The 19,829-nt window shown below is 58.1% G+C and carries 20 protein-coding genes; 15 read left to right on the forward strand and 5 right to left on the reverse strand.

Annotated features, from left to right (window positions below):
- Positions 1-173 precede the first annotated feature (173 nt).
- Positions 174-2,729: a class I adenylate cyclase gene (locus NYE85_RS05665; protein WP_259003624.1), complete on the forward strand. Its 2,556-nt coding sequence runs from the start codon at positions 174-176 to the stop codon at positions 2,727-2,729.
- Between the two features lie 54 nt (positions 2,730-2,783).
- Here NYE85_RS05665 and cyaY read toward each other — a convergent pair whose 3' ends face one another.
- On the reverse strand, positions 2,784-3,104 hold the full coding sequence (gene cyaY / locus NYE85_RS05670) for an iron donor protein CyaY (protein WP_259003626.1): 321 nt from the start codon (positions 3,102-3,104) through the stop codon (positions 2,784-2,786).
- A 79-nt stretch (positions 3,105-3,183) separates the two neighbouring features.
- Between cyaY and NYE85_RS05675 the strand changes: the two genes are divergently transcribed.
- The 6 genes from NYE85_RS05675 (at position 3,184) to uvrD (ending at position 8,981) form a co-directional block, all read left to right on the forward strand.
- Complete coding sequence (locus NYE85_RS05675) at positions 3,184-3,390, forward strand: LPS translocon maturation chaperone LptM (RefSeq protein ID WP_309600852.1); 207 nt, start codon at positions 3,184-3,186, stop codon at positions 3,388-3,390.
- A 201-nt stretch (positions 3,391-3,591) separates the two neighbouring features.
- On the forward strand, positions 3,592-4,416 hold the full coding sequence (dapF, locus tag NYE85_RS05680; protein ID WP_004957382.1) for a diaminopimelate epimerase: 825 nt from the start codon (positions 3,592-3,594) through the stop codon (positions 4,414-4,416).
- A complete protein-coding gene (locus tag NYE85_RS05685; RefSeq protein ID WP_259003630.1) occupies positions 4,413-5,117 on the forward strand; it encodes a DUF484 domain-containing protein in 705 nt (234 codons plus the stop codon). The genes dapF and NYE85_RS05685 overlap by 4 nt, the downstream gene beginning before the upstream one ends.
- Positions 5,114-6,025, forward strand: a complete 912-nt coding sequence (gene xerC / locus NYE85_RS05690) for a tyrosine recombinase XerC (RefSeq protein WP_259003632.1) — start codon at positions 5,114-5,116, stop codon at positions 6,023-6,025. The genes NYE85_RS05685 and xerC overlap by 4 nt, the downstream gene beginning before the upstream one ends.
- Complete coding sequence (yigB, locus tag NYE85_RS05695) at positions 6,025-6,741, forward strand: 5-amino-6-(5-phospho-D-ribitylamino)uracil phosphatase YigB (RefSeq protein ID WP_259003634.1); 717 nt, start codon at positions 6,025-6,027, stop codon at positions 6,739-6,741. The genes xerC and yigB overlap by 1 nt, the downstream gene beginning before the upstream one ends.
- Positions 6,742-6,818: 77 nt before the next feature.
- A complete protein-coding gene (gene uvrD / locus NYE85_RS05700; RefSeq protein ID WP_259003636.1) occupies positions 6,819-8,981 on the forward strand; it encodes a DNA helicase II in 2,163 nt (720 codons plus the stop codon).
- A gap of 36 nt (positions 8,982-9,017) precedes the next feature.
- On the opposite strand, the gene NYE85_RS05705 is transcribed toward uvrD, so the two are convergent.
- A complete protein-coding gene (locus NYE85_RS05705) occupies positions 9,018-9,491 on the reverse strand; it encodes a WbuC family cupin fold metalloprotein (protein ID WP_259003637.1) in 474 nt (157 codons plus the stop codon).
- 209 nt (positions 9,492-9,700) lie between these two features.
- Here NYE85_RS05705 and ysgD point away from each other — a divergent pair, with 209 nt between their 5' ends.
- The 3 genes from ysgD (at position 9,701) to NYE85_RS05715 (ending at position 12,115) form a co-directional block, all read left to right on the forward strand.
- Positions 9,701-9,775, forward strand: coding sequence for a YsgD/CorL family protein (gene ysgD / locus NYE85_RS22790; protein ID WP_371902215.1), 75 nt, complete (start codon positions 9,701-9,703; stop codon positions 9,773-9,775).
- Between the two features lie 163 nt (positions 9,776-9,938).
- Positions 9,939-10,889 carry a magnesium/cobalt transporter CorA gene (gene corA, locus NYE85_RS05710; protein WP_259003639.1) on the forward strand — a complete coding sequence of 317 codons (951 nt, stop codon included), beginning with the start codon at positions 9,939-9,941 and terminating at the stop codon, positions 10,887-10,889.
- 167 nt (positions 10,890-11,056) lie between these two features.
- Complete coding sequence (locus NYE85_RS05715) at positions 11,057-12,115, forward strand: AbrB family transcriptional regulator (RefSeq protein ID WP_259003641.1); 1,059 nt, start codon at positions 11,057-11,059, stop codon at positions 12,113-12,115.
- Here NYE85_RS05715 and rarD read toward each other — a convergent pair.
- A complete protein-coding gene (rarD, locus tag NYE85_RS05720) occupies positions 12,107-12,994 on the reverse strand; it encodes an EamA family transporter RarD (protein WP_259003643.1) in 888 nt (295 codons plus the stop codon). The two genes, NYE85_RS05715 and rarD, sit on opposite strands and share 9 nt — an antisense overlap.
- A 64-nt stretch (positions 12,995-13,058) precedes the next feature.
- A complete protein-coding gene (locus NYE85_RS05725; protein ID WP_259003644.1) occupies positions 13,059-13,529 on the reverse strand; it encodes a thioesterase family protein in 471 nt (156 codons plus the stop codon).
- 203 nt (positions 13,530-13,732) lie between these two features.
- Here NYE85_RS05725 and pldA point away from each other — a divergent pair, with 203 nt between their 5' ends.
- From pldA to rhtC, 3 genes are read left to right on the forward strand one after another with little or no spacing between them, the layout of a single operon-like run.
- Complete coding sequence (gene pldA, locus NYE85_RS05730; protein ID WP_259003646.1) at positions 13,733-14,611, forward strand: phospholipase A; 879 nt, start codon at positions 13,733-13,735, stop codon at positions 14,609-14,611.
- 58 nt (positions 14,612-14,669) lie between these two features.
- Entirely contained in the window at positions 14,670-16,502 is a 1,833-nt protein-coding gene (recQ, locus tag NYE85_RS05735; protein WP_259003647.1) for an ATP-dependent DNA helicase RecQ, read from the forward strand.
- 12 nt (positions 16,503-16,514) lie between these two features.
- Positions 16,515-17,141, forward strand: a complete 627-nt coding sequence (rhtC, locus tag NYE85_RS05740) for a threonine export protein RhtC (protein WP_259003649.1) — start codon at positions 16,515-16,517, stop codon at positions 17,139-17,141.
- Positions 17,142-17,205: 64 nt separating this feature from the next.
- Here the strand turns inward: rhtC and rhtB are convergent, their stop codons facing one another.
- Positions 17,206-17,826, reverse strand: a complete 621-nt coding sequence (rhtB, locus tag NYE85_RS05745; protein WP_259003650.1) for a homoserine/homoserine lactone efflux protein — start codon at positions 17,824-17,826, stop codon at positions 17,206-17,208.
- A gap of 149 nt (positions 17,827-17,975) precedes the next feature.
- Between rhtB and pldB the strand changes: the two genes are divergently transcribed.
- Complete coding sequence (gene pldB / locus NYE85_RS05750; protein WP_259003651.1) at positions 17,976-19,013, forward strand: lysophospholipase L2; 1,038 nt, start codon at positions 17,976-17,978, stop codon at positions 19,011-19,013.
- A gap of 11 nt (positions 19,014-19,024) precedes the next feature.
- The gene (gene yigL, locus NYE85_RS05755) at positions 19,025-19,825 is read left to right on the forward strand and encodes a sugar/pyridoxal phosphate phosphatase YigL (protein ID WP_259003653.1); all 801 of its coding nucleotides are present in this window, start codon (positions 19,025-19,027) and stop codon (positions 19,823-19,825) included.
- Positions 19,826-19,829 lie beyond the last annotated feature (4 nt).

Below are 19,829 nucleotides of genomic sequence, written 5' to 3' on the forward strand. Positions count from 1 at the left end.
CGTTTAGAAAAGCGCTACAATAAGTGTGTCGCGTTAGCTTCTTTACGGTCAATCAGCAAGGTGTTAAATTGATCACGTTTCCAGCAATAAGTTGTCAAATATTCTTCTAAACCTAACGACGCTTATGGAATACGGGTTTTTTTCCAAGCACCGGGATAATCAGGCGAGACGTCTTGTACCTCTACATCGAGACACTGAAACAAAGACTGGATGCGATCAACCAACTGCGTGTCGATCGTGCCCTGGCGGCAATGAAACCTGCTTTTCAACGGGTCTACAGTCTGCTGCCTACTTTATTGCATCACCATCATCCGCTGATGCCGGGCTACCTGAATGGTAACGTTCCCCATGGCATCTGTCTGTATACGCCCGACGAAAGCCAACAGCATTATATCAACGATCTGGAAGACAAATGGGGCAGCCCGTTTGCCAAGCCTGCCAGCGGCGAACTGCCAATCACCGCCCTCTATTCGATGGGCAGCACCTCGTCGATCGGCCAGAGTTGCAGCTCGGATCTCGATATCTGGGTGTGCCACCAGTCCTGGCTCGATAACGAAGAGCGTAGCCGGCTACAGCAAAAATGCAGCCTGCTGGAGAAGTGGGCGGCGTCGATGGGCGTGGAAGTCAGCTTCTTCCTGATTGATGAAAACAGATTCCGCCATAACGAAAGCGGCAGCCTGGGCGGCGAAGACTGTGGTTCTACCCAGCATATCCTGTTGCTCGACGAATTCTATCGCACCGCGGTACGCCTGGCCGGCAAGCGTATTCTGTGGAATATGGTGCCGTGCGAAGAAGAAGCCCATTATGATGAATACGTGCTGTCGCTGTATGCCCAGGGGGCATTAACGCCGAACGAGTGGCTGGATCTGGGCGGTTTGAGCACCCTGTCGGCGGAAGAATACTTTGGTGCCAGCCTGTGGCAGCTGTATAAGAGCATCGACTCGCCCTACAAGGCGGTGCTGAAAACGCTGCTGCTGGAAGCCTATTCCTGGGAATATCCCAATACGCAACTGCTGGCAACGCATATCAAGCAGCGACTGCATCAAGGGGAAATCGTCTGTTTCGGCCTTGACTCCTATTGCATGATGCTGGAACGCGTCACGCATTATCTCACGCAAATCAACGACATCACCCGTCTCGATCTGGTTCGCCGCTGTTTCTATCTCAAAGTCTGTGAAAAGTTGTCGCAGGCCAAGGCCAGCGTCGGTTGGCGGCGTGAAATACTCGGTCAACTGGTCAGCGAATGGGGTTGGGATGACGCGCGTCTGGAAATGCTGGATAACCGCGCCAACTGGAAGATCGAACGGGTGCGTGAAGCGCACAACGAACTGCTCGACGCGATGATGCAGAGCTACCGCAACCTGATTCGTTTCGCGCGGCGCAACAACCTGAGCGTCAGCGCCAGCCCGCAGGATATCGGCGTGCTGACCCGCAAGCTGTATGCCGCGTTTGAAGCGCTGCCGGGCAAAGTGACGCTGGTCAACCCGCAGATTTCCCCGGACCTGTCGGAAAGCGATTTGACCTTTATTCATGTGCCGATTGGCCGTGCCAACCGTACCGGTTGGTACCTGTACAATCAGGCGCCGGCCATGGATTCGATCGTCAGCCATCAACCGTTGGAATATAACCGCTACTTGAACAAACTGGTGGCCTGGGCGTACTTCAACGGCCTACTGACTTCCCGTACCCGGCTGCACATCAAAAGCGGCAATCTCTGCGACACCGCCAAGCTGCAGGAGCTGGTGGCCGACGTCTCGCATAGCTTCCCGCTGCGCCTGCCGGCACCGACGCCGAAGGCGCTGTATAGCCCGTGCGAAATCCGCCATCTGGCGATTATCGTCAATCTGGAAAACGATCCGACCGCCGCGTTCCGCAATCAGGTGGTGCATTTCGATTTCCGCAAGCTGGACGTATTCAGCTTTGGCCAGCAGCAGCAATGTCTGGTGGGCAGTATCGATCTACTGTACCGCAATTCATGGAATGAGGTGCGTACCCTGCATTTCAGCGGCGAGCAGTCGGTGCTGGAGGCGTTGAAAACCATACTGGGTAAAATGCATCAGGACGCGGCGCCGCCGGAATCGGTGGAGGTATTCTGTTACAGCCAGCATTTGCGTGGCCTGATCCGCACCCGTATTCAGCAGCTGGTGACCGAATGCATCGATCTGAGGCTTTCCAGCACCCGCCTTGAGCCGGGGCGCTTCAAGGCGGTGCGGGTTTCCGGCCAGACCTGGGGTCTGTTCTTCGAACGGTTAAGCGTCTCGGTGCAAAAACTGGAAAATGCGGTGGAGTTTTACGGCGCGATTTCCAACAACAAGCTGCACGGCCTGTCGATCAAGGTTGAAACCGATCAGGTGCATCTGCCACCGGTGGTCGATGGCTTTGCCAGCGAAGGTATCATCCAGTTCTTCTTTGAAGACACCACCGATGATAAAGGCTTCAACATCTACATTCTGGATGAGTCGAACCGGGTTGAGGTTTACCACCACTGCGAAGGCAGTAAAGAGGAGTTGGTGCGTGACGTCAGCCGCTTCTATTCGTCCTCACACGATCGCTTCACCTACGGTTCCAGCTTTATCAACTTCAACCTGCCGCAGTTCTATCAGATCGTGCAGATCGATAACCGCACGCAGGTGATCCCTTTCCGCAGCAACACGCTGTCGAGCCTGTGCATCACGGTGGCCGATGGCAGTGCGCCGCAGCCGCTAAAACAGCAGTTCCAACTGCATTGATCCCGTGGGAACAGGGCTGGGTTTACGCCATCCTGTTCCCCGCGGGCAGTTCAATCAGGCGAAGCGCACCTCTTCCCCGGCCTGCGTGCTGGCGGCTTCGTTCAGCAACGCATAAAACGACTGACCGCTGCGATCGCAGATCCAGTTGCCGTCGCGGTAGTCAAAGTGATAACCGCCGGCCTTGGTCGCCAACCAGACCTGGTGCAACGGCTCCTGGCGGTTGATGACGATTTTGGTGCCGTTTTCGAAACTTAGCGTCATCACGCCGCCGTTGGTTTCGTAATCGATGTCGGCATCGCCATCGAAATCATCCAGCGTCTCTTCGATATTAAGCATCAGTTGGTCAGCCAACTGGTGAAACTCACTGTCGTTCATATTCAATTCCTATTGCTTTTCATGATCCATCTACCGATTATAGAGAGCTTGGATGCATGGATTACAGGCATTAATGCAAATGAAAAAACAACTACGCTATGCGCTGCTGGCAGTGACGCTCGCCGGGCTTTCCGGTTGCGGACTGAAAGGCCCGCTGTACTTCCCGCCGGCCGACCCGGCAACGCAAAAACCGGCCACGCCGCCGGTAACGACTGGCGATCAAGTACAGAAGAATCAGCAGGATCTTTCTGGTTCACAGCAAAAACCGTCGATGAGCGCAGAGTAACGCGATACGCGGTGCCGGGCGTTAGCACACAGTGTATACCCAAAAGAAGGCAAGTTGCAGCGCAGCGGTGGCGCAGTGGCAAATCGGTCGTAGACCGGCGTGAGCAGGGCTTGCGCTGTCCGTTTGACCGGGGAGCGGAGGCCAGCGGCAAGGCGGCTTGCAGTATGATGGGCATAGCGCGTCCAGATAGCGGAGTATGATATGCAGTTCTCCAAAATGCACGGTCTGGGCAACGACTTTATGATGGTCGATGCCGTAACACAGAATGTCTATTTCTCACCTGAGCTGATCCGCCGGCTGGCCGATCGGCATTTAGGCATCGGTTTTGACCAGCTACTGGTGGTGGAACCGCCATACGATCCGGAACTCGATTTCCACTACCGCATTTTTAATGCCGACGGCAGTGAAGTGGCACAGTGTGGCAACGGTGCGCGCTGCTTTGCCCGCTTCGTGCGCCTCAAGGGGCTGACCAACAAACGCGATATTCGCGTCAGCACCCAAACCGGCCGCATGGTGTTGAGCGTGACCGACGACGATCTGGTGTGCGTCAACATGGGCGAACCGAACTTTGATCCCCAGACGGTGCCGTTTCGCGCCGCCAAGGCGGAAAAAACCTACATCATGCGTGCCGCGGAGCACACGGTGCTGGCCGGTGTGGTATCGATGGGCAACCCACATTGTGTTTTGCAGGTAGATGATGTAAAAACCGCCAAAGTAGAATTGCTTGGCCCGGTGCTGGAAAGCCATGAGCGCTTTCCCGAGCGCGCCAATATCGGTTTCATGCAGGTGGTCAGTCGCGATCGCATCAAGCTGCGCGTTTACGAGCGCGGAGCCGGTGAAACACAGGCCTGCGGCAGCGGCGCCTGTGCCGCCGTGGCAGTAGGGATTCAACAGGAATTGCTGTCAGAAGAGGTACATGTAGAACTGCCGGGCGGCAGCCTGCATATACGTTGGAAAGGGCCGGGCACGCCACTGTTTATGACCGGCCCGGCAACCCATGTTTATGACGGATTTATTCATTTATGAAAAGCGTTGAGGACCAGGCCGTCGAGGCCATTGAGCTTGATGACGACGCCGTAATGCAGTACCTGCGGCAAAATCCCGATTTCTTTATCCGCAATGCGCGGCAGGTGGAGCAGATGCGCGTGCCGCATCCGGTGCGCGGCACCGTGTCGCTGGTGGAATGGCATCTGGCGCGTCAGCGTAACCACATCAATCGGCTGGAAGAAGAAATCACGTTGCTGATGGAGCAGGCCAGCGCCAATGAAACCCTGTTTGGCAGTCTGTTGCATCTGCAGGCCAATCTGGCGACCGCTGATAGCCTGCAAGACCTGCTCAACCGCCTGCAACGCTGGGCGCGCGGCTTCGGTCTGGCCGGGGCCAATATCCGTCTGTTCAACGACCGCTGGAACATTGGCGCGCCGTCGGACTTCACCCACCTGGGGCTGTCGCGGTCGGCGTTTGAACCGCTGCGTATCCAGCGCCTGGGCGATGAACATCATTTTCTTGGCAGCCTGAACGGCCCTGAACTGCTGTTGTTATTGCCACAGGCCAAGCAGGTTGGCTCGGTGGCCCTGTCGCTGCTCGGCGCCAACGGTGATTTGGGTATGGTGATCTTCAGCAGTCGAGATACGCAGCATTATCAGGCCGGCATGGGCACCGTGATGCTCAACCAACTGGCGCGCATGCTGCCGGAACTGCTGGAACGCTGGATCGAACGCGCATGACTCCGCTAGCGGCCAGCCTGCAACCGCCGGTTGACGCTTTTCTGCGTTATCTAAAGGTAGAACGTCAGCTCAGCCCGCTGACGCAAATCAGCTATTCTCGCCAGTTACAGGCGCTGTTGGCGCTGGCAGCCGAACTGGGCGTCAGCGAATGGCGTCAGCTCGATGCTGCCACCGTACGCCAGCTAGCGGCGCGCAGCAAACGTGCCGGCCTGCAATCCTCCAGTCTGGCGTTGCGGCTTTCCGCGTTGCGCAGCTTTCTCGACTGGCTGGTCAGCCAGGGGCAAATTGTCGCCAACCCGGCCAAAGGCATCCGCACGCCGCGCAGCGGCCGCCATTTACCGAAAAACATCGACGTTGATGAAATGGGCCAACTGCTGGAGATCGATCTTAACGATCCGCTGGCGGTGCGCGATCGCGCCATGCTGGAGGTGATGTACGGCGCCGGGCTGCGCCTGTCCGAACTGGTTGGGCTGGATTGTCGCCATGTGGATATGGCCGCCGGCGAAATCTGGGTGATGGGTAAGGGGAGCAAAGAGCGCAAACTGCCGATTGGCCGCACGGCGGTGACCTGGCTGGGACACTGGCTGGCGCTGCGTGAGCTGTTCGCGCCGGGCGACGACGCCATGTTTCTGTCCAATCAGGGCAAGCGCATTTCGCCGCGCAACGTGCAAAAACGCTTTGCCGAGTGGGGCGTCAAGCAAGGGGTCAGCAGCCATATTCATCCGCATAAGCTGCGCCACTCGTTCGCCACCCATATGCTGGAGTCGAGCGGCGATCTGCGCGCGGTGCAGGAATTGCTGGGCCATGCCAACCTGACCACCACGCAAATTTATACCCACCTCGACTTTCAACACCTGGCCAACGTGTATGATGCGGCACATCCACGCGCCAAACGGGGGAAATCCTGATGCATTTTTACCGCCCGCTGCGCCAGTTGGCGGCGTTGACGTTCGATCTGGACGACACCTTATACGATAACCGCCCGGTGATTACACAGACCGAACAGCAATCGGTGGCCTTTTTACAGGGCTATCACCCGGGATTGAGCAACTTCCAGTCGGCGGATTTTCACCGTCTGCGCATGGAGCTGCGCGAGCAGGATCCGGAAATTTACCACGACGTTACCCAATGGCGCTGGCGTGCTATCCATCTGGCATTGACGCGGCAGGGGCTGCGTGATGCCGAAGCCGCACAGGGCGCCGACGCGGCGATGCAGAACTTCGCGCTGTGGCGCAGCCGCATTGACGTACCGGCATCGACCCACCAGACGCTGCAAGCGCTCGCTGAACGCTACCCTTTGGTGGCGATCACCAATGGCAATGCCGATCCGGCGCTCTGCGGGCTGGACGGTTACTTTAGCTTCGTGCTGCGCTCCGGGCCGGATGGCCGCGCCAAGCCCTATCAGGACATGTACCATCTGGCCGCCGAACGGCTGAAGGTTGCGCCGGCGGCAATTTTGCACGTCGGTGATGATCTGACCACCGACGTTGCCGGTGCGCTGCGTTCGGGCTTGCAGGCCTGCTGGATCAACGATCGGCAGCGCAACCTGATGCAGGCGGCCGACAGCCGCCTATTGCCACATATTGAGATTTCGCAGTTGGCATCGCTGACAGCATTGTTATAATCCCTGCCAGAACTCTGTATAAATTCCCAGTGGAAACCGGCGTAACGCCGGCTATCCCTTACCAATTAATGGTGCCTATGGACGTTTCCGATCTGCTCAACAGCATGAATGATAAACAACGCGAAGCCGTGGCGGCGCCACGCAGCAACCTGTTGGTGCTGGCAGGCGCGGGCAGCGGAAAAACCCGGGTGCTGGTGCATCGCATTGCCTGGCTGCTGTCGGTAGAGAACTGCTCGCCGTATTCGATCATGGCCGTGACCTTCACCAACAAAGCGGCGGCGGAAATGCGCCACCGTATCGAACAGCTTATTGGCACCAGCCAGGGCGGCATGTGGATTGGCACCTTCCACGGCCTGGCGCACCGTTTGCTGCGCGCCCACCATATGGACGCCAATCTGCCGCAGGATTTCCAGATACTCGACAGCGAAGACCAGCTGCGCTTGCTCAAACGCATCGTGCGTGCGTTGAATATCGACGAAAAGCAGTGGCCACCGCGACAGGCGATGTGGTACATCAACGGCAAGAAAGACGACGGCCTGCGTCCGCAACACATTGAAAGCTACGGAAATCCAGTGGAAGCAACCTGGTTGCGCATTTATCAGGCCTATCAGGAAGCCTGCGATCGTGCCGGGCTGGTGGATTTTGCCGAGCTGCTGCTGCGAGCCCATGAGCTGTGGCTGAACAAGCCGCACATTCTCAATCATTACCGTGAGCGCTTCACCAATATTCTGGTGGACGAATTCCAGGATACCAACCGTATCCAGTACGCCTGGATCCGCCTGCTGGCCGGCGATCGCGCCAATGTGATGATCGTCGGCGACGACGATCAGTCAATCTATGGCTGGCGCGGTGCGCAGGTAGAGAACATCCAGCGCTTTCTGAAGGATTTCCCCGGCGCAGAAACCATCCGTCTGGAGCAGAATTACCGTTCCACCAGCAATATCCTCAAGGCCGCCAACACGCTGATCGCCAACAATGACGGGCGCATGGGGAAAAACCTGTGGACCGAAGGCGCCGAAGGCGAGCCGATTTCGCTGTATTGTGCATTCAACGAACTGGACGAAGCACGGTTTGTGGTCAACCGCATCAAGAGCTGGCAGGACAACGGCGGAGCGCTGAACGACTGCGCCATTCTCTACCGCAGCAATGCCCAGTCGCGCGTGCTGGAAGAGGCGTTGTTGCAGACCGCCATGCCGTACCGCATTTACGGCGGCATGCGCTTCTTCGAACGGCAGGAAATCAAGGACGCGCTGGCTTATCTGCGGCTGATTGCCAATCGCAATGACGACGCGGCGTTCGAACGGGTGGTGAACACCCCGACGCGTGGCATCGGCGATCGCACGCTGGACGTGGTGCGCCAAACGGCACGCGACCGGCAGATGACGCTGTGGCAGGCCACCCGGGCGCTATTGCAGGACAAGGTGCTGGCTGGCCGCGCTGCGTCTGCCTTGCAGCGTTTTACCGAGCTGGTGGACGCGCTGGCGCATGAAACTACCGACATGCCGCTGCATGTGCAGACCGATCGGGTGATCCGCGATTCGGGCCTGTTTATCATGTACGAGCAGGAAAAGGGCGAAAAAGGCCAGGCGCGTATTGAAAACCTTGAGGAACTGGTGACGGCGACGCGCCAGTTCAGCTACCAGGAAGAAGACCAGGACCTGATGCCGTTGCAGGCGTTTCTGTCGCATGCGGCGCTGGAAGCCGGCGAAGGGCAGGCCGATGCGTATCAGGACGCGGTGCAGTTGATGACATTGCACTCGGCCAAGGGGCTGGAGTTCAAACAAGTATTTATCGTCGGCGTTGAAGAAGGCATGTTCCCGAGTCAGATGTCGCTGGACGAAGGTGGACGACTGGAAGAAGAGCGCCGCCTGGCCTACGTCGGCCTGACGCGGGCGATGGAAAAGCTGACGCTGACCTACGCGGAAACCCGCCGCCTGTATGGCAAAGAGGTGTATCACCGGCCGTCGCGCTTTATTGGCGAGATCCCGGAGGAGTGCGTCGAAGAGGTTCGCCTGCGCGCCAGCGTATCGCGTCCGGTCAGCCATCGGCGGATGGGTACGCCAATCGGTGAAAACGACACCGGCTACAAACTGGGCCAGCGCGTGCGTCACCCCAAGTTTGGCGAAGGGACCATCGTCAATCTGGAAGGCAGTGGCGAACACAGCCGGTTGCAGATCGCTTTCCAGGGTGAGGGCATCAAATGGCTGGTGGCGGCCTACGCTAAGCTTGAAACCGACTGACGGCAGGCGGGTTCGCCAGGCGAACCCGCAACTGCATCAGCACGCGTAGCGTTCCCCCACCTGCGCGCTGGCGTACCAACGCAGTAGCATATCAACGCCGTCGCCGCCTTCGGGCGGCGCCCAGGGCAGACAGTCCGCTTCCGACAGCGGTTGATACGGCCCCTGTTTGACTTCAAAAATCACGCCACCCGGATCGAGAGACAGCACCGCATGCCAGGTGCCGGCGGGCATTTCCAATACTCTGTTTTCACCGCTCAGCAGCGTACGCCGGGTCACCGTGCCGCCGTTATCGAACTGTAGCACCACGAAGCGACCGCGCAACGGCATCAGCAGTTCCCAGGTATGCGGGTGGCGGTGCGGGCGAATATAGGTGCCTGGTTCCATGGCGATGGCCAGCCGCTGTACCGGATCGGCTAATTCATCATGCAGCGTGCGGTGGCTACGCAGGCGCGGCAATTGCGTCGCCTGTTTGCTCATGGCGTTCAAATCAGCAACGGTAATCAGTTTCATCGTTTCAATCCGCAGGCAAAATGTGACGCTGATTTTAGCAATTTCCCTCGCCGCGACCAGCGATAAGCGCCGCTTTCCCGCGGGCGTTTATCTGTGGTTGAACCACAGTTTTCACCGCCCTGTCATCGCGGTGAATTGTTGCACGATTATCCTGTCTAACGTGTTGACAGGCTTTTTCTTCTCGGCGTAACATGCGCGCACGATTAATAATGAGGACATTCGCCTTGGACACACCCAGTAGATACTGGCTCATTGACCTGGATTTCAACAGGTACAACTTCTAAGGCTATCCCATTCTGCTGATGGCCTTCGTGGTTGTCGGCGACCCCCTTTGTGTGTCGCTCTGAGTCAGATCTGTACATGGTCTGAAACGAGCGGGCCATTCTCCCCCTCGGTTTCTGTGCTTCAACGCGTTGTCTGCCCCCCATCATAAGGGAGTTTTGGCACATGCTAAGCGCTTTCAAATTAGATAACAGCCGCTTATCCCGTCTGGAACTGGATGAGGCCGAAGACCTGACCACCTCGCTGTGGGTGGATCTGGTCGAACCGGAAGAAGGCGAGCGCGATCGCGTGCAGAATGAGCTGGGTCAGAGCCTGGCGACCCGGCCGGAGCTGGATGACATCGAAGCCTCTGCGCGTTTCTTCGAAGACGAAGACGGTTTGCACATTCACTCCTTCTTTTATTTTGAGGATGCCGAAGACCATGCCGGCAACTCCACCGTGGCCTTCACCATCCGCGACGGCCGTTTGTATACGCTGCGCGAACGGGAACTGCCGGCGTTTCGCCTGTACCGCATGCGCGCTCGCAACCAGATGATGGTTGACGGCAACGCTTACGAGCTGCTGCTGGATCTGTTTGAAACCAAAATCGAACAGTTGGCGGACGAGATCGAAAACATCTATAGCGATCTGGAAAAGCTCAGCCGGGTGATCATGGAAGGTCATCAGGGTGATGAATATGATGAAGCGCTGTCGACGCTGGCAGAGCTGGAAGACATCGGTTGGAAAGTACGCCTGTGTCTGATGGATACCCAGCGCGCGCTGAACTTCCTGGTGCGCAAGGCGCGGTTGCCAACCGGCCAGCTGGAGCAGGCGCGTGAAGTGCTGCGCGATATCGAATCCTTGCTGCCGCACAACGAGTCGCTGTTCCAGAAGGTCAACTTCCTGATGCAGGCGGCGATGGGCTTTATCAATATCGAACAGAACCGCATCATCAAGATCTTCTCGGTGGTTTCGGTGGTATTCCTGCCGCCAACGCTGGTGGCATCCAGCTATGGCATGAACTTCGAATTCATGCCGGAACTGAAATGGTCGTTTGGCTATCCGGGAGCGATTGGCCTGATGATCCTGGCCGGTCTGGCCCCGTATCTGTACTTCAAGCGCAAGAACTGGCTGTAACCGTAACGCGAGCGGGTTGCCTGCCGGCGACTGGCGCCCTTTCGTTGGCGCCTGCGCGCGTTGGCCTGCCTGCCTGCTTTCTGCCGGCCGCAAAGCGTTGTCAGTGATTTGCTATTCTTCGCCTGCTAAGATAGTTGCCTGCGTACTGATTTAAGGCATGCGTTTTCATGGCGAGGTCCCCCGTTGTCGTGCAATGGCTGATCCTGCTGCTGGCGTCGCTGGCACTGGGTTTTGGCTTGCAAACATTTCATATTCCCGCCGCTTTATTGCTGGGCCCGATGATAGTCGGCGTAACCATGGGGTTGCTTGGTGCCTCAGTGCGCATTCCCGCTCCGCTGTTCATCGCCGCTCAGGCGGTGCTGGGCTGCATGATTGCGCAAAGCCTCTCGCCTGCCATTCTCACTCCGCTGCTTGCCGACTGGCCGCTGGTGCTGCTGGTGTTGATCGCCACACTGCTGGCCAGTGGCGTTTCCGGCTGGTGTCTGGTGCGTTTCAGCGATCTGCCCGGTTCGACCGGTGCCTGGGGTGCGTCACCCGGCGGGGCGTCGGCAATGGTGGCGATGGCCGGCGATTTTGGTGCCGACGTACGGCTGGTGGCGTTCATGCAATATCTGCGGGTGCTGTTTGTCGCGACCGCGGCGGCGGCGGTGGCGCGTATCGGGCTGGGGGATGAGGCCGGCCAGGGTAGTGCCACACTGGTCTGGTTCCCGCCGCTCGACTGGCGCTTTGTTGCGACGCTGGCGGTAGCGGCCGGTGGTGCCTGGCTGGGCCCGCGCCTGCGTATTCCTTCCGGCGCACTGTTGTTGCCGATGATCGTTGGCGCAGCGCTGCATTCAAGCGGCGCGATGGCGTTACAGATCCCCGAATGGCTACTGGCTCTGGCCTATACCCTGATTGGCTGGAGCGTCGGTTTGCGCTTTACCCGACCGATCTTTTTACTGGCGATGCGTACCTTGCCGCAAATGGTGGTATCGATTGTGGTATTGATGCTGTTTTGCGGCCTGCTGGCGTGGATGCTGACCTGGTTTCTACCGGTGGACATCATGACGGCCTATCTCGCCACCAGCCCGGGAGGGTTGGACACGGTGGCGATTATTGCGGCGGGCAGCCGGGTGGATATGTCTTTCGTGATGGCGATGCAGACGCTGCGGTTGTTCACCATTCTGCTGACCGGTCCGGCGATGGCGCGGTTTATCTCCAACCGCGCCGCGCCGGCATCAACGTAACCGGCGTTGGGTATACAGGGCGTCGAGGGTGAACAGTACCAGCGCCGCCCAGATAAAGCCGAAGGTCACCAGTTTGTCCTGGCCGATGGTTTCGTCATAGAAGGTGACCGCCAGCAGGAACATCAGCGTTGGACCGAGGTATTGGAAGAAGCCCAGCGTCGACAGCCGCAGCCGGGTTGCGGCGGCGGTGAAGAACAGCAACGGCACGGTGGTAATGATGCCAGCCGCGACCAGCAGCAGGTTCAGCGACCAGGGATTGGCACCGAGGTGGCTGGTCGCGCTGTCGGCGATAAAGAACAGATACACCGCCGCGACCGGCAGCAGCCACAAGGTTTCGATCAGCATGCCGGTTTGCGCGTCGATGGCGATTTTCTTGCGCAGCAGGCCATAGAACGCAAAGCTGAACGCCAGCCCCAGTCCGATAATCGGTAACGAGCCAAACTGCCACAGCTGCACCAGCACGCCGGTAAACGCCAGCGCCACCGCTACCCATTGCATACGGCGGAAACGCTCGCCAAGAAACAGCATACCCAGCAGCACGTTGACCAGCGGGTTGATAAAGTAGCCGAGACTGGCTTCCAGCATATGATGGTTATTCACCGCCCAGATATACAACAGCCAGTTGCCGCCGATCAGCACCGCGGTCAGCGCCAGCAACAGCAGCCGTTTGCGGTTTTGGCAGGCGACGCGCACTTTCTTCCAGTTATGGCCGAGCGAAATCAATCCCAGCATAAAGAAGAATGACCAGATCACCCGATGGGTCAGGATCTCGTCGGCCGGCACCTGCTGGATCAGTTTGAAATACACCGGGGCGATGCCCCAAATAAAATAAGCGGCCAGAGCAAAGAAGATGCCCTGCCGCGTCTGTTGTGCGTCCATGACGTTACTCTGATGATAAAACCGAAGATGCGGTGAGTGTACTGAAGTCACTCACCGGGCACAATCACCCCACCAGATAAGTGGCGGTAGCGCTGGCGATATGCAGGCCGTCGTGGTTGTGCAGTTCGACGCGGGCCACCGCCACCTTGTTGCCGCTGCGCAATACCGAGGCGGAAGCGACGAAATGCTCGCCGCGGCCAGGGCGCAGATAGTCCACCCGCAGGTCGATGGTACCCATACGCGCCAGACGTGCAGTCAGCTCTTGCTCAATCAGCGGATCCTGGCGCATCAGCACGCTGCCGACGCAGGCCAGGCCGGCAGCGACGTCAAGTACCGAGGCGATCACCCCGCCATGCAGGATGCGCTGGGCGGCGTTGCCCACCAGTTTGGCCTGATTGGTGAAGGTCAGTTCCACGCAGTCATCATCAAAACGTCGCAGTTCCAACCCCAGTTCGCGGTTGAACGGCATGTGGTAAACAAAGATTTCGCCAATCTTCTGGCGGGCGGCTTCTAGGGTAAGAGGAGTGGTCGACATGACATTGATTCTTCTCGTTGGTTTGACGGTATAAGCTACTGGTCAGTCCAGGTTAATGATTTGTTGATTTTATGCTTAACCTTTGTTGCTTTCCAGACTAATCCAATAAAAGCATTCCGCACTGCTGTAAAACGTGCTTTGTGTGTAAAATGGCCTGTTTTTTCTTTCAGGGTTTGTTTTTATTTTGCTGGAGTGATGAAGTTATGCGCATTCTGTCAGGGGTTATTTTGGCGATGCTGTTGGCGCCGGCGCTGGTGCAGGCCGAAGAAGCCAAAGAACAAGAAATACATGATAAACCGGCAGTACGCGGCAGCATTATCGCCAACATGCTGCAATCACACGATAATCCGTTCACGCTGTATCCGTACGACACCAACTATGTGCTGTACACCGATACCAGCGATCTCAACAAAGAAGCCATCGAAACCTACAACTGGTCGGATAAAGCGCGCAAGGACGAGGTGAAGTTCCAGCTCAGCCTGGCGTTCCCGCTGTGGCGCGGCATCGCCGGTGAAAACTCGGTGCTCGGCGCGTCCTATACTCAGCGCTCGTGGTGGCAGTTGTCCAACAGCGGCCAATCTTCGCCGTTCCGCGAAACCAACTACGAACCGCAGGTGTTTCTTGGTTGGGCGACCGACTACAGCTTCGCCGGCTGGACGCTGCGCGACGTGGAAATCGGTCTGAACCACCAGTCCAACGGCCGTTCGGAACCGACCTCACGCAGTTGGAACCGCGCCTATGCGCGCCTGATGGCGCAAAACGGCAACTGGCAGGTGGACGTTAAACCATGGCTGCGCTTTTCGGAAAGCGCCAGCAGCGACGATAACCCGGACATCACCAAGTACATGGGCCATTACCGGCTGAAGGTGGGTTATGCCTGGGGTGACAGCGTGTTCAGCGTTGACGGCCATTATAACTGGAACAGTGGTTTCGGTGGCGCGGAACTGGGCTGGAGTTACCCGATCACCAAGCACGTGCGCTTCTACACCCAGGTGTTTAGCGGTTACGGCGAATCGCTGATCGACTACAACTTCCGGCAGACACGGGTTGGCGTTGGTGTCATGCTTAACGATATTATGTAATCTGGCAGTCATAAAGGCGGCGCGTTGATGCGCCGCAGCGATAAAAATGGGGAAGTGTGTGTCTACCGCAGCAGTGATAAACAGAGAGTTGCTGGCAGAACAGGTGTTACGTGACACCTTCGGCTATCAGCAATTCCGTCCGGGACAACAAACGATTATCAATGCGGCTATCAACGGGCAGGACTGCCTGGTAGTAATGCCGACCGGCGGCGGTAAATCGTTATGCTACCAAATCCCGGCGCTGGTGATGGACGGGCTGACGCTGGTGGTTTCCCCGTTGATTTCGTTGATGAAGGATCAGGTCGATCAATTACTGGCCTATGGGGTGTCTGCGGCCTGCTATAACTCCACCCAGACGCGCGAGCAACAGCTCGAGGTGATGGCCGGTTGCCGCAGTGGCAATGTGAAGCTGCTGTATATCGCACCCGAACGGTTGATGATGGACAGCTTCCTCGATCTGCTCGATCATTGCCAACCGGCGCTGCTGGCGGTAGATGAAGCGCACTGCATTTCGCAGTGGGGACACGATTTCCGCCCGGAATACCGGGCGCTCGGCCAGTTGAAGCAGCGTTTCCCCTCGATGCCGGTGATTGCCCTGACCGCTACCGCCGACGAGGCGACACGTGGCGACATTACCCGCCTGCTGGCACTGCACGATCCGTTGGTGCAGGTCAGCAGCTTCGATCGGCCGAACATCCGCTACACGCTGGTGGAAAAGTTCAAACCACTCGACCAGCTCTGGCGCTTTGTACAGGATCAGCGTGGCAAAAGCGGCATTATTTATTGCAACAGCCGCGCCAAGGTGGAAGACACCACCGCGCGCCTGCAAAGCCGTGGTTTGAGCGTTGCGGCATATCATGCCGGGCTGGACAACGAGCGCCGCGCCCAGGTACAGGAGGCGTTCCAGCGTGACGATTTGCAGGTGGTGGTGGCCACCGTCGCCTTTGGCATGGGTATCAACAAGCCCAACGTGCGCTTTGTGGTGCATTTCGACATTCCGCGCAACATCGAATCCTATTACCAGGAAACTGGCCGCGCCGGGCGCGACGGCCTGCCGGCGGAAGCCATTCTGTTATACGATCCGGCCGATATGGCCTGGTTGCGTCGCTGTCTGGAGGAAAAACCGGCCGGCCAGCAACTGGACATTGAACGGCATAAGCTGAACGCAATGAGCGCGTTTGCCGAGGCGCAAACCTGCCGCCGCCTGGTGTTGCTGAACTACTTTGGCGAAGGCAAGCAGCAGGCCTGCGGTAACTGCGACATTTGTCTCGATCCGCCAAAACGTTACGACGGGCTGGAGGATGCGCGCAAGGCGCTATCAGCGATTGGCCGCGTTGGACAGCGGTTCGGCATCGGTTACGTGGTCGAAGTACTGCGCGGTTCCAACAACCAGCGCATTCGCGAATTCGGCCATGACAAATTGCCGGTGTACGGCATTGGCCGCGATCGCACCACCGAACACTGGACCAGCGTACTGCGCCAACTGATTCATCTGGGCTTCATTACGCAAAATATTGCCCTGCATTCGGCGCTACAGCTCACCGAAGCAGCTCGTCCGGTACTGCGCGGTGAAGCGCCGTTGCAACTGGCGGTGCCGCGGATTCAGAGTCTGAAGCCGCGCAGCGGCGGCGGTCAGAAAACCTACGGCGGCAACTACGATCGCAAACTGTTTGCCAAATTGCGCAAGCTGCGCAAATCTATTGCCGACGAAGAAAACATTCCGCCCTACGTGGTGTTCAACGACACCACGCTGCTGGAAATGGCTGAACAGATGCCGACCAAGGCCAGCGAACTGCTCAGCGTCAACGGTGTGGGGCAACGCAAACTGGAACGCTTTGGTTCGCCGTTTATGGCGATGATCCGCGACCATCTCGATAATGACGACGACTAGGAATCACTGAAAATGCTGATGCTGTTTCTGACGGTGGCGCTGGTGCACCTGATTGCACTGATGAGTCCGGGTCCGGATTTCTTTTTTGTTTCCCAGACTGCGGCTAGCCGCTCCCGTCGCGAAGCGATGATGGGGGTGCTCGGCATTTCGCTGGGCATCGTGGTATGGGCCGGCGTGGCGCTGATGGGTCTGCACCTGATCCTGCAGAAAATGGCCTGGCTGCATCAGGTAATCATGGTCGGCGGCGGGATTTACCTGTGCTGGATGGGGTGGCAGCTGCTGCGCTCCGCCCGCGCGCAAAACGCCGGGCCAACGGCCAGCGGCGAGGTACAGGTCGCGTTGCCAAAACCCGGCCGCAGCTTTATTCGTGGCCTGCTGACCAACCTGTCGAACCCGAAGGCGGTGATTTACTTCGGCAGCGTGTTCTCGCTGTTTGTCGGCGACGACGTTGGCGCTGGCGCGCGCTGGGGACTGTTCCTGCTGATTGTGGCTGAAACCTTTATCTGGTTCAGTCTGGTAGCGGTGGTGTTTGCATTGCCGGCGATGCGCCGTGGCTATCAGCGACTGGCAAAATGGATCGACGGGCTGGCGGGGGTGTTGTTCACCGGATTTGGCTTGCACCTGATCTTTACCCGCTAGGTCGTGTTACCGGGCGGGATGTGCGGGCGTTAGAACCGCTGTCACCCGCCTGTCCGTCACCTTCTCAGGCCTTTCTGGCGGTCGCCAGCAGTCCCGCCACCAGAATGAACAGCGAGCCAAAGATGCGGTTGAGCAGCTGCATCTGGCGTGGCGTCTTCAGCCAGCGGGCGATACGCGTGGCCAGCGTGGCATAGCCGATCATCACCAGGATATCCACCACCACGGTGGTGACGCCGAGTACCAGGTACTGCTCGGCCTGCGGCTGATTGGGCAGAATAAATTGCGGGAACAGCGCGGCCAGAAACACGATGCTCTTCGGGTTGGTCAGGTTGACCAGCACCGCGCGGCTGAACAAACGACGACGCGGCATGCTGCCTGCCAGCGTATGCAGATCCAGCGCCCCGGCGGCGCGCCATTGTTGGATGCCGAGCCATACCAGATAGGCGGCACCAAGCCATTTCAGCATTTCGAACGCCAGCAGCGACTGTGAAATCAGCGCACCGAGCCCGATGCCGACCAGCACAATGTGGATGCTCAGCCCGAGCTGCAATCCGGCAATGGAAGCCGCTGCGCCGCGATAGCCGTGACTGATGCCGGTACTCATGGTGTTGATGGCACCCGAACCGGGGGACAAACTGAGGATAATCGTGGTTACCAGATAGGTCAGCCACCAGTCTACGGTCATTGCGAAACTCCCTCAAAGCGCCGTTTTATGCCACAATACGCCGGTATCGCGTCACTTTTTGTAAGATGCGCATCACAATACGCCAGTATGATTTTTTACGCCATAGGCCACAATGCGCTGCGTTTGGCGAGTGAAGGAAACCGCATTTCATGACGTCGTTTATACTCAGCCCTGATGAATGGTTAACGCGCGAAACGCATTTTGCCGCTTTTGCGACCGGGCCATTGCTCGATTTCTGGCGGCAGCGTCAGGAGGGGGAGTTCAGCGGCGTCGGCGGGGTGCCGATTCGCTTTGTGCGTTTCAGTGCTTCGCACCATCGGCGGGTGGTGGTGATCAGCCCCGGGCGCATTGAAAGCTACGTTAAATATCCGGAAGTCGCCTACGATCTATTCCACTGCGGTTACGATGTGATGATCCTCGACCACCGTGGCCAGGGGCGGTCCGGCCGTTTACTGGCGGATCCCCACCGTGGTCATGTGGTAAACTTTGCCGATTACGTTGAGGATTTCAGCCGTTTTTACCAGCAGGAAGTGGTACCGCTCGGCTATCGACAGCGGGTTGCGTTGGCGCATTCCATGGGCGGCGCGATACTGGCGCAGTTTTTGGCCCGCCAGCCGCAGGCGTTTGACGCCGCCGCGCTGTGCGCACCGATGTTCGGTATTATACTGCCGATGCCGGTCTGGATGGCGAGCCGCATCCTCAACTGGGCAGAAAAACACCCCAGCGTCCGTGATTATTATGCGATCGGTACCGGCCAATGGCGGCCATTGCCATATGTGGTCAACATGCTGACCCACAGTCGCGAGCGCTATCGGCGTGCGGTACGCTATTATGCAGATTATCCTGAGCTGCAGTTGGGCGGTCCGACCTACCACTGGGTGCGGGAAAGCATGCTGGCCGGGCAACGGGCGATTGCCGGCGCAGCGCAGATCGCCACGCCACTCTTATTATTGCAAGCCAGTGAGGATCGGGTGGTCGACAACCGTTCCCATCGGGCTTTTTGTCAGGCATTGTCAGACGCGGGGCACCCTTGCGAAGGGGGAAAACCGCGGGTTATCAACGGTGCTCGCCATGAGATCCTGTTTGAGCGGGACGCGATGCGCGCCGAAGCACTGAACGCAATCCTGCGCTTCTTTGCTCAACACTTAGGTGGTAACCCTACCGCCGACAACTCCATCAGAGGTTAGAACATAACGCTATGTATCACGTCGTCGCTTCCGATTTGGATGGCACGCTGCTATCCCCCGACCATACGCTGTCGCCTTACGCCAAAGAGACCCTGAAGCTGCTGACCCAGCGCGGCGTTCACTTTGTTTTCGCCACCGGCCGCCATCACATCGACGTTTCGCAGATCCGCGACAACCTTGAGATCAGCGCATTTATGATCACCTCCAACGGCGCGCGAGTGCATAACACCGCCGGTGAACTGATCTTCAGCCACAATCTGGACGGTGATATTGCGCACGATCTGTATGGCTTGAAGTACAACGATCCGGATATCACCACCAACGTTTATCGCAACGACGACTGGTTTATCGACCGCGAGAGCCCGGAACAAAAAGAGTTCTTCCGCGAATCTGTCTTCAAGTACCGGCTGTTTGAGCCGGGCCTGCTGGAGACCGATGGGGTGTGCAAGGTGTATTACACCTGTGACGACCATGACAAGCTGCTGACGCTGGAAGATGCCATCAACGCACGCTGGGGCGACCGGGTCAACGTCAGCTTTTCGTTCCCGACCTGCCTGGAAGTGATGGCCGGCGGTGTGTCTAAGGGGCATGCGCTGGAAGAGGTGGCGAAGATCATCGGTTATTCGCTGAAGGAGTGCATTGCGTTTGGCGACGGCATGAACGATTTGGAAATGCTGTCGATGGCGGGCAAGGGCTGCATCATGCGCGACGCGCACCAGCGCCTGAAAGACAAGCTGCCGCAGTTGGAAGTGATCGGTTCCAATATTGACGACGCGGTGCCGCACTACCTGCGCGAGATGTTCCTGCGCTAATAGC

Source organism: Serratia sp. AKBS12, assembly GCF_024793895.1.
GTDB lineage: Bacteria > Pseudomonadota > Gammaproteobacteria > Enterobacterales > Enterobacteriaceae > Serratia_F.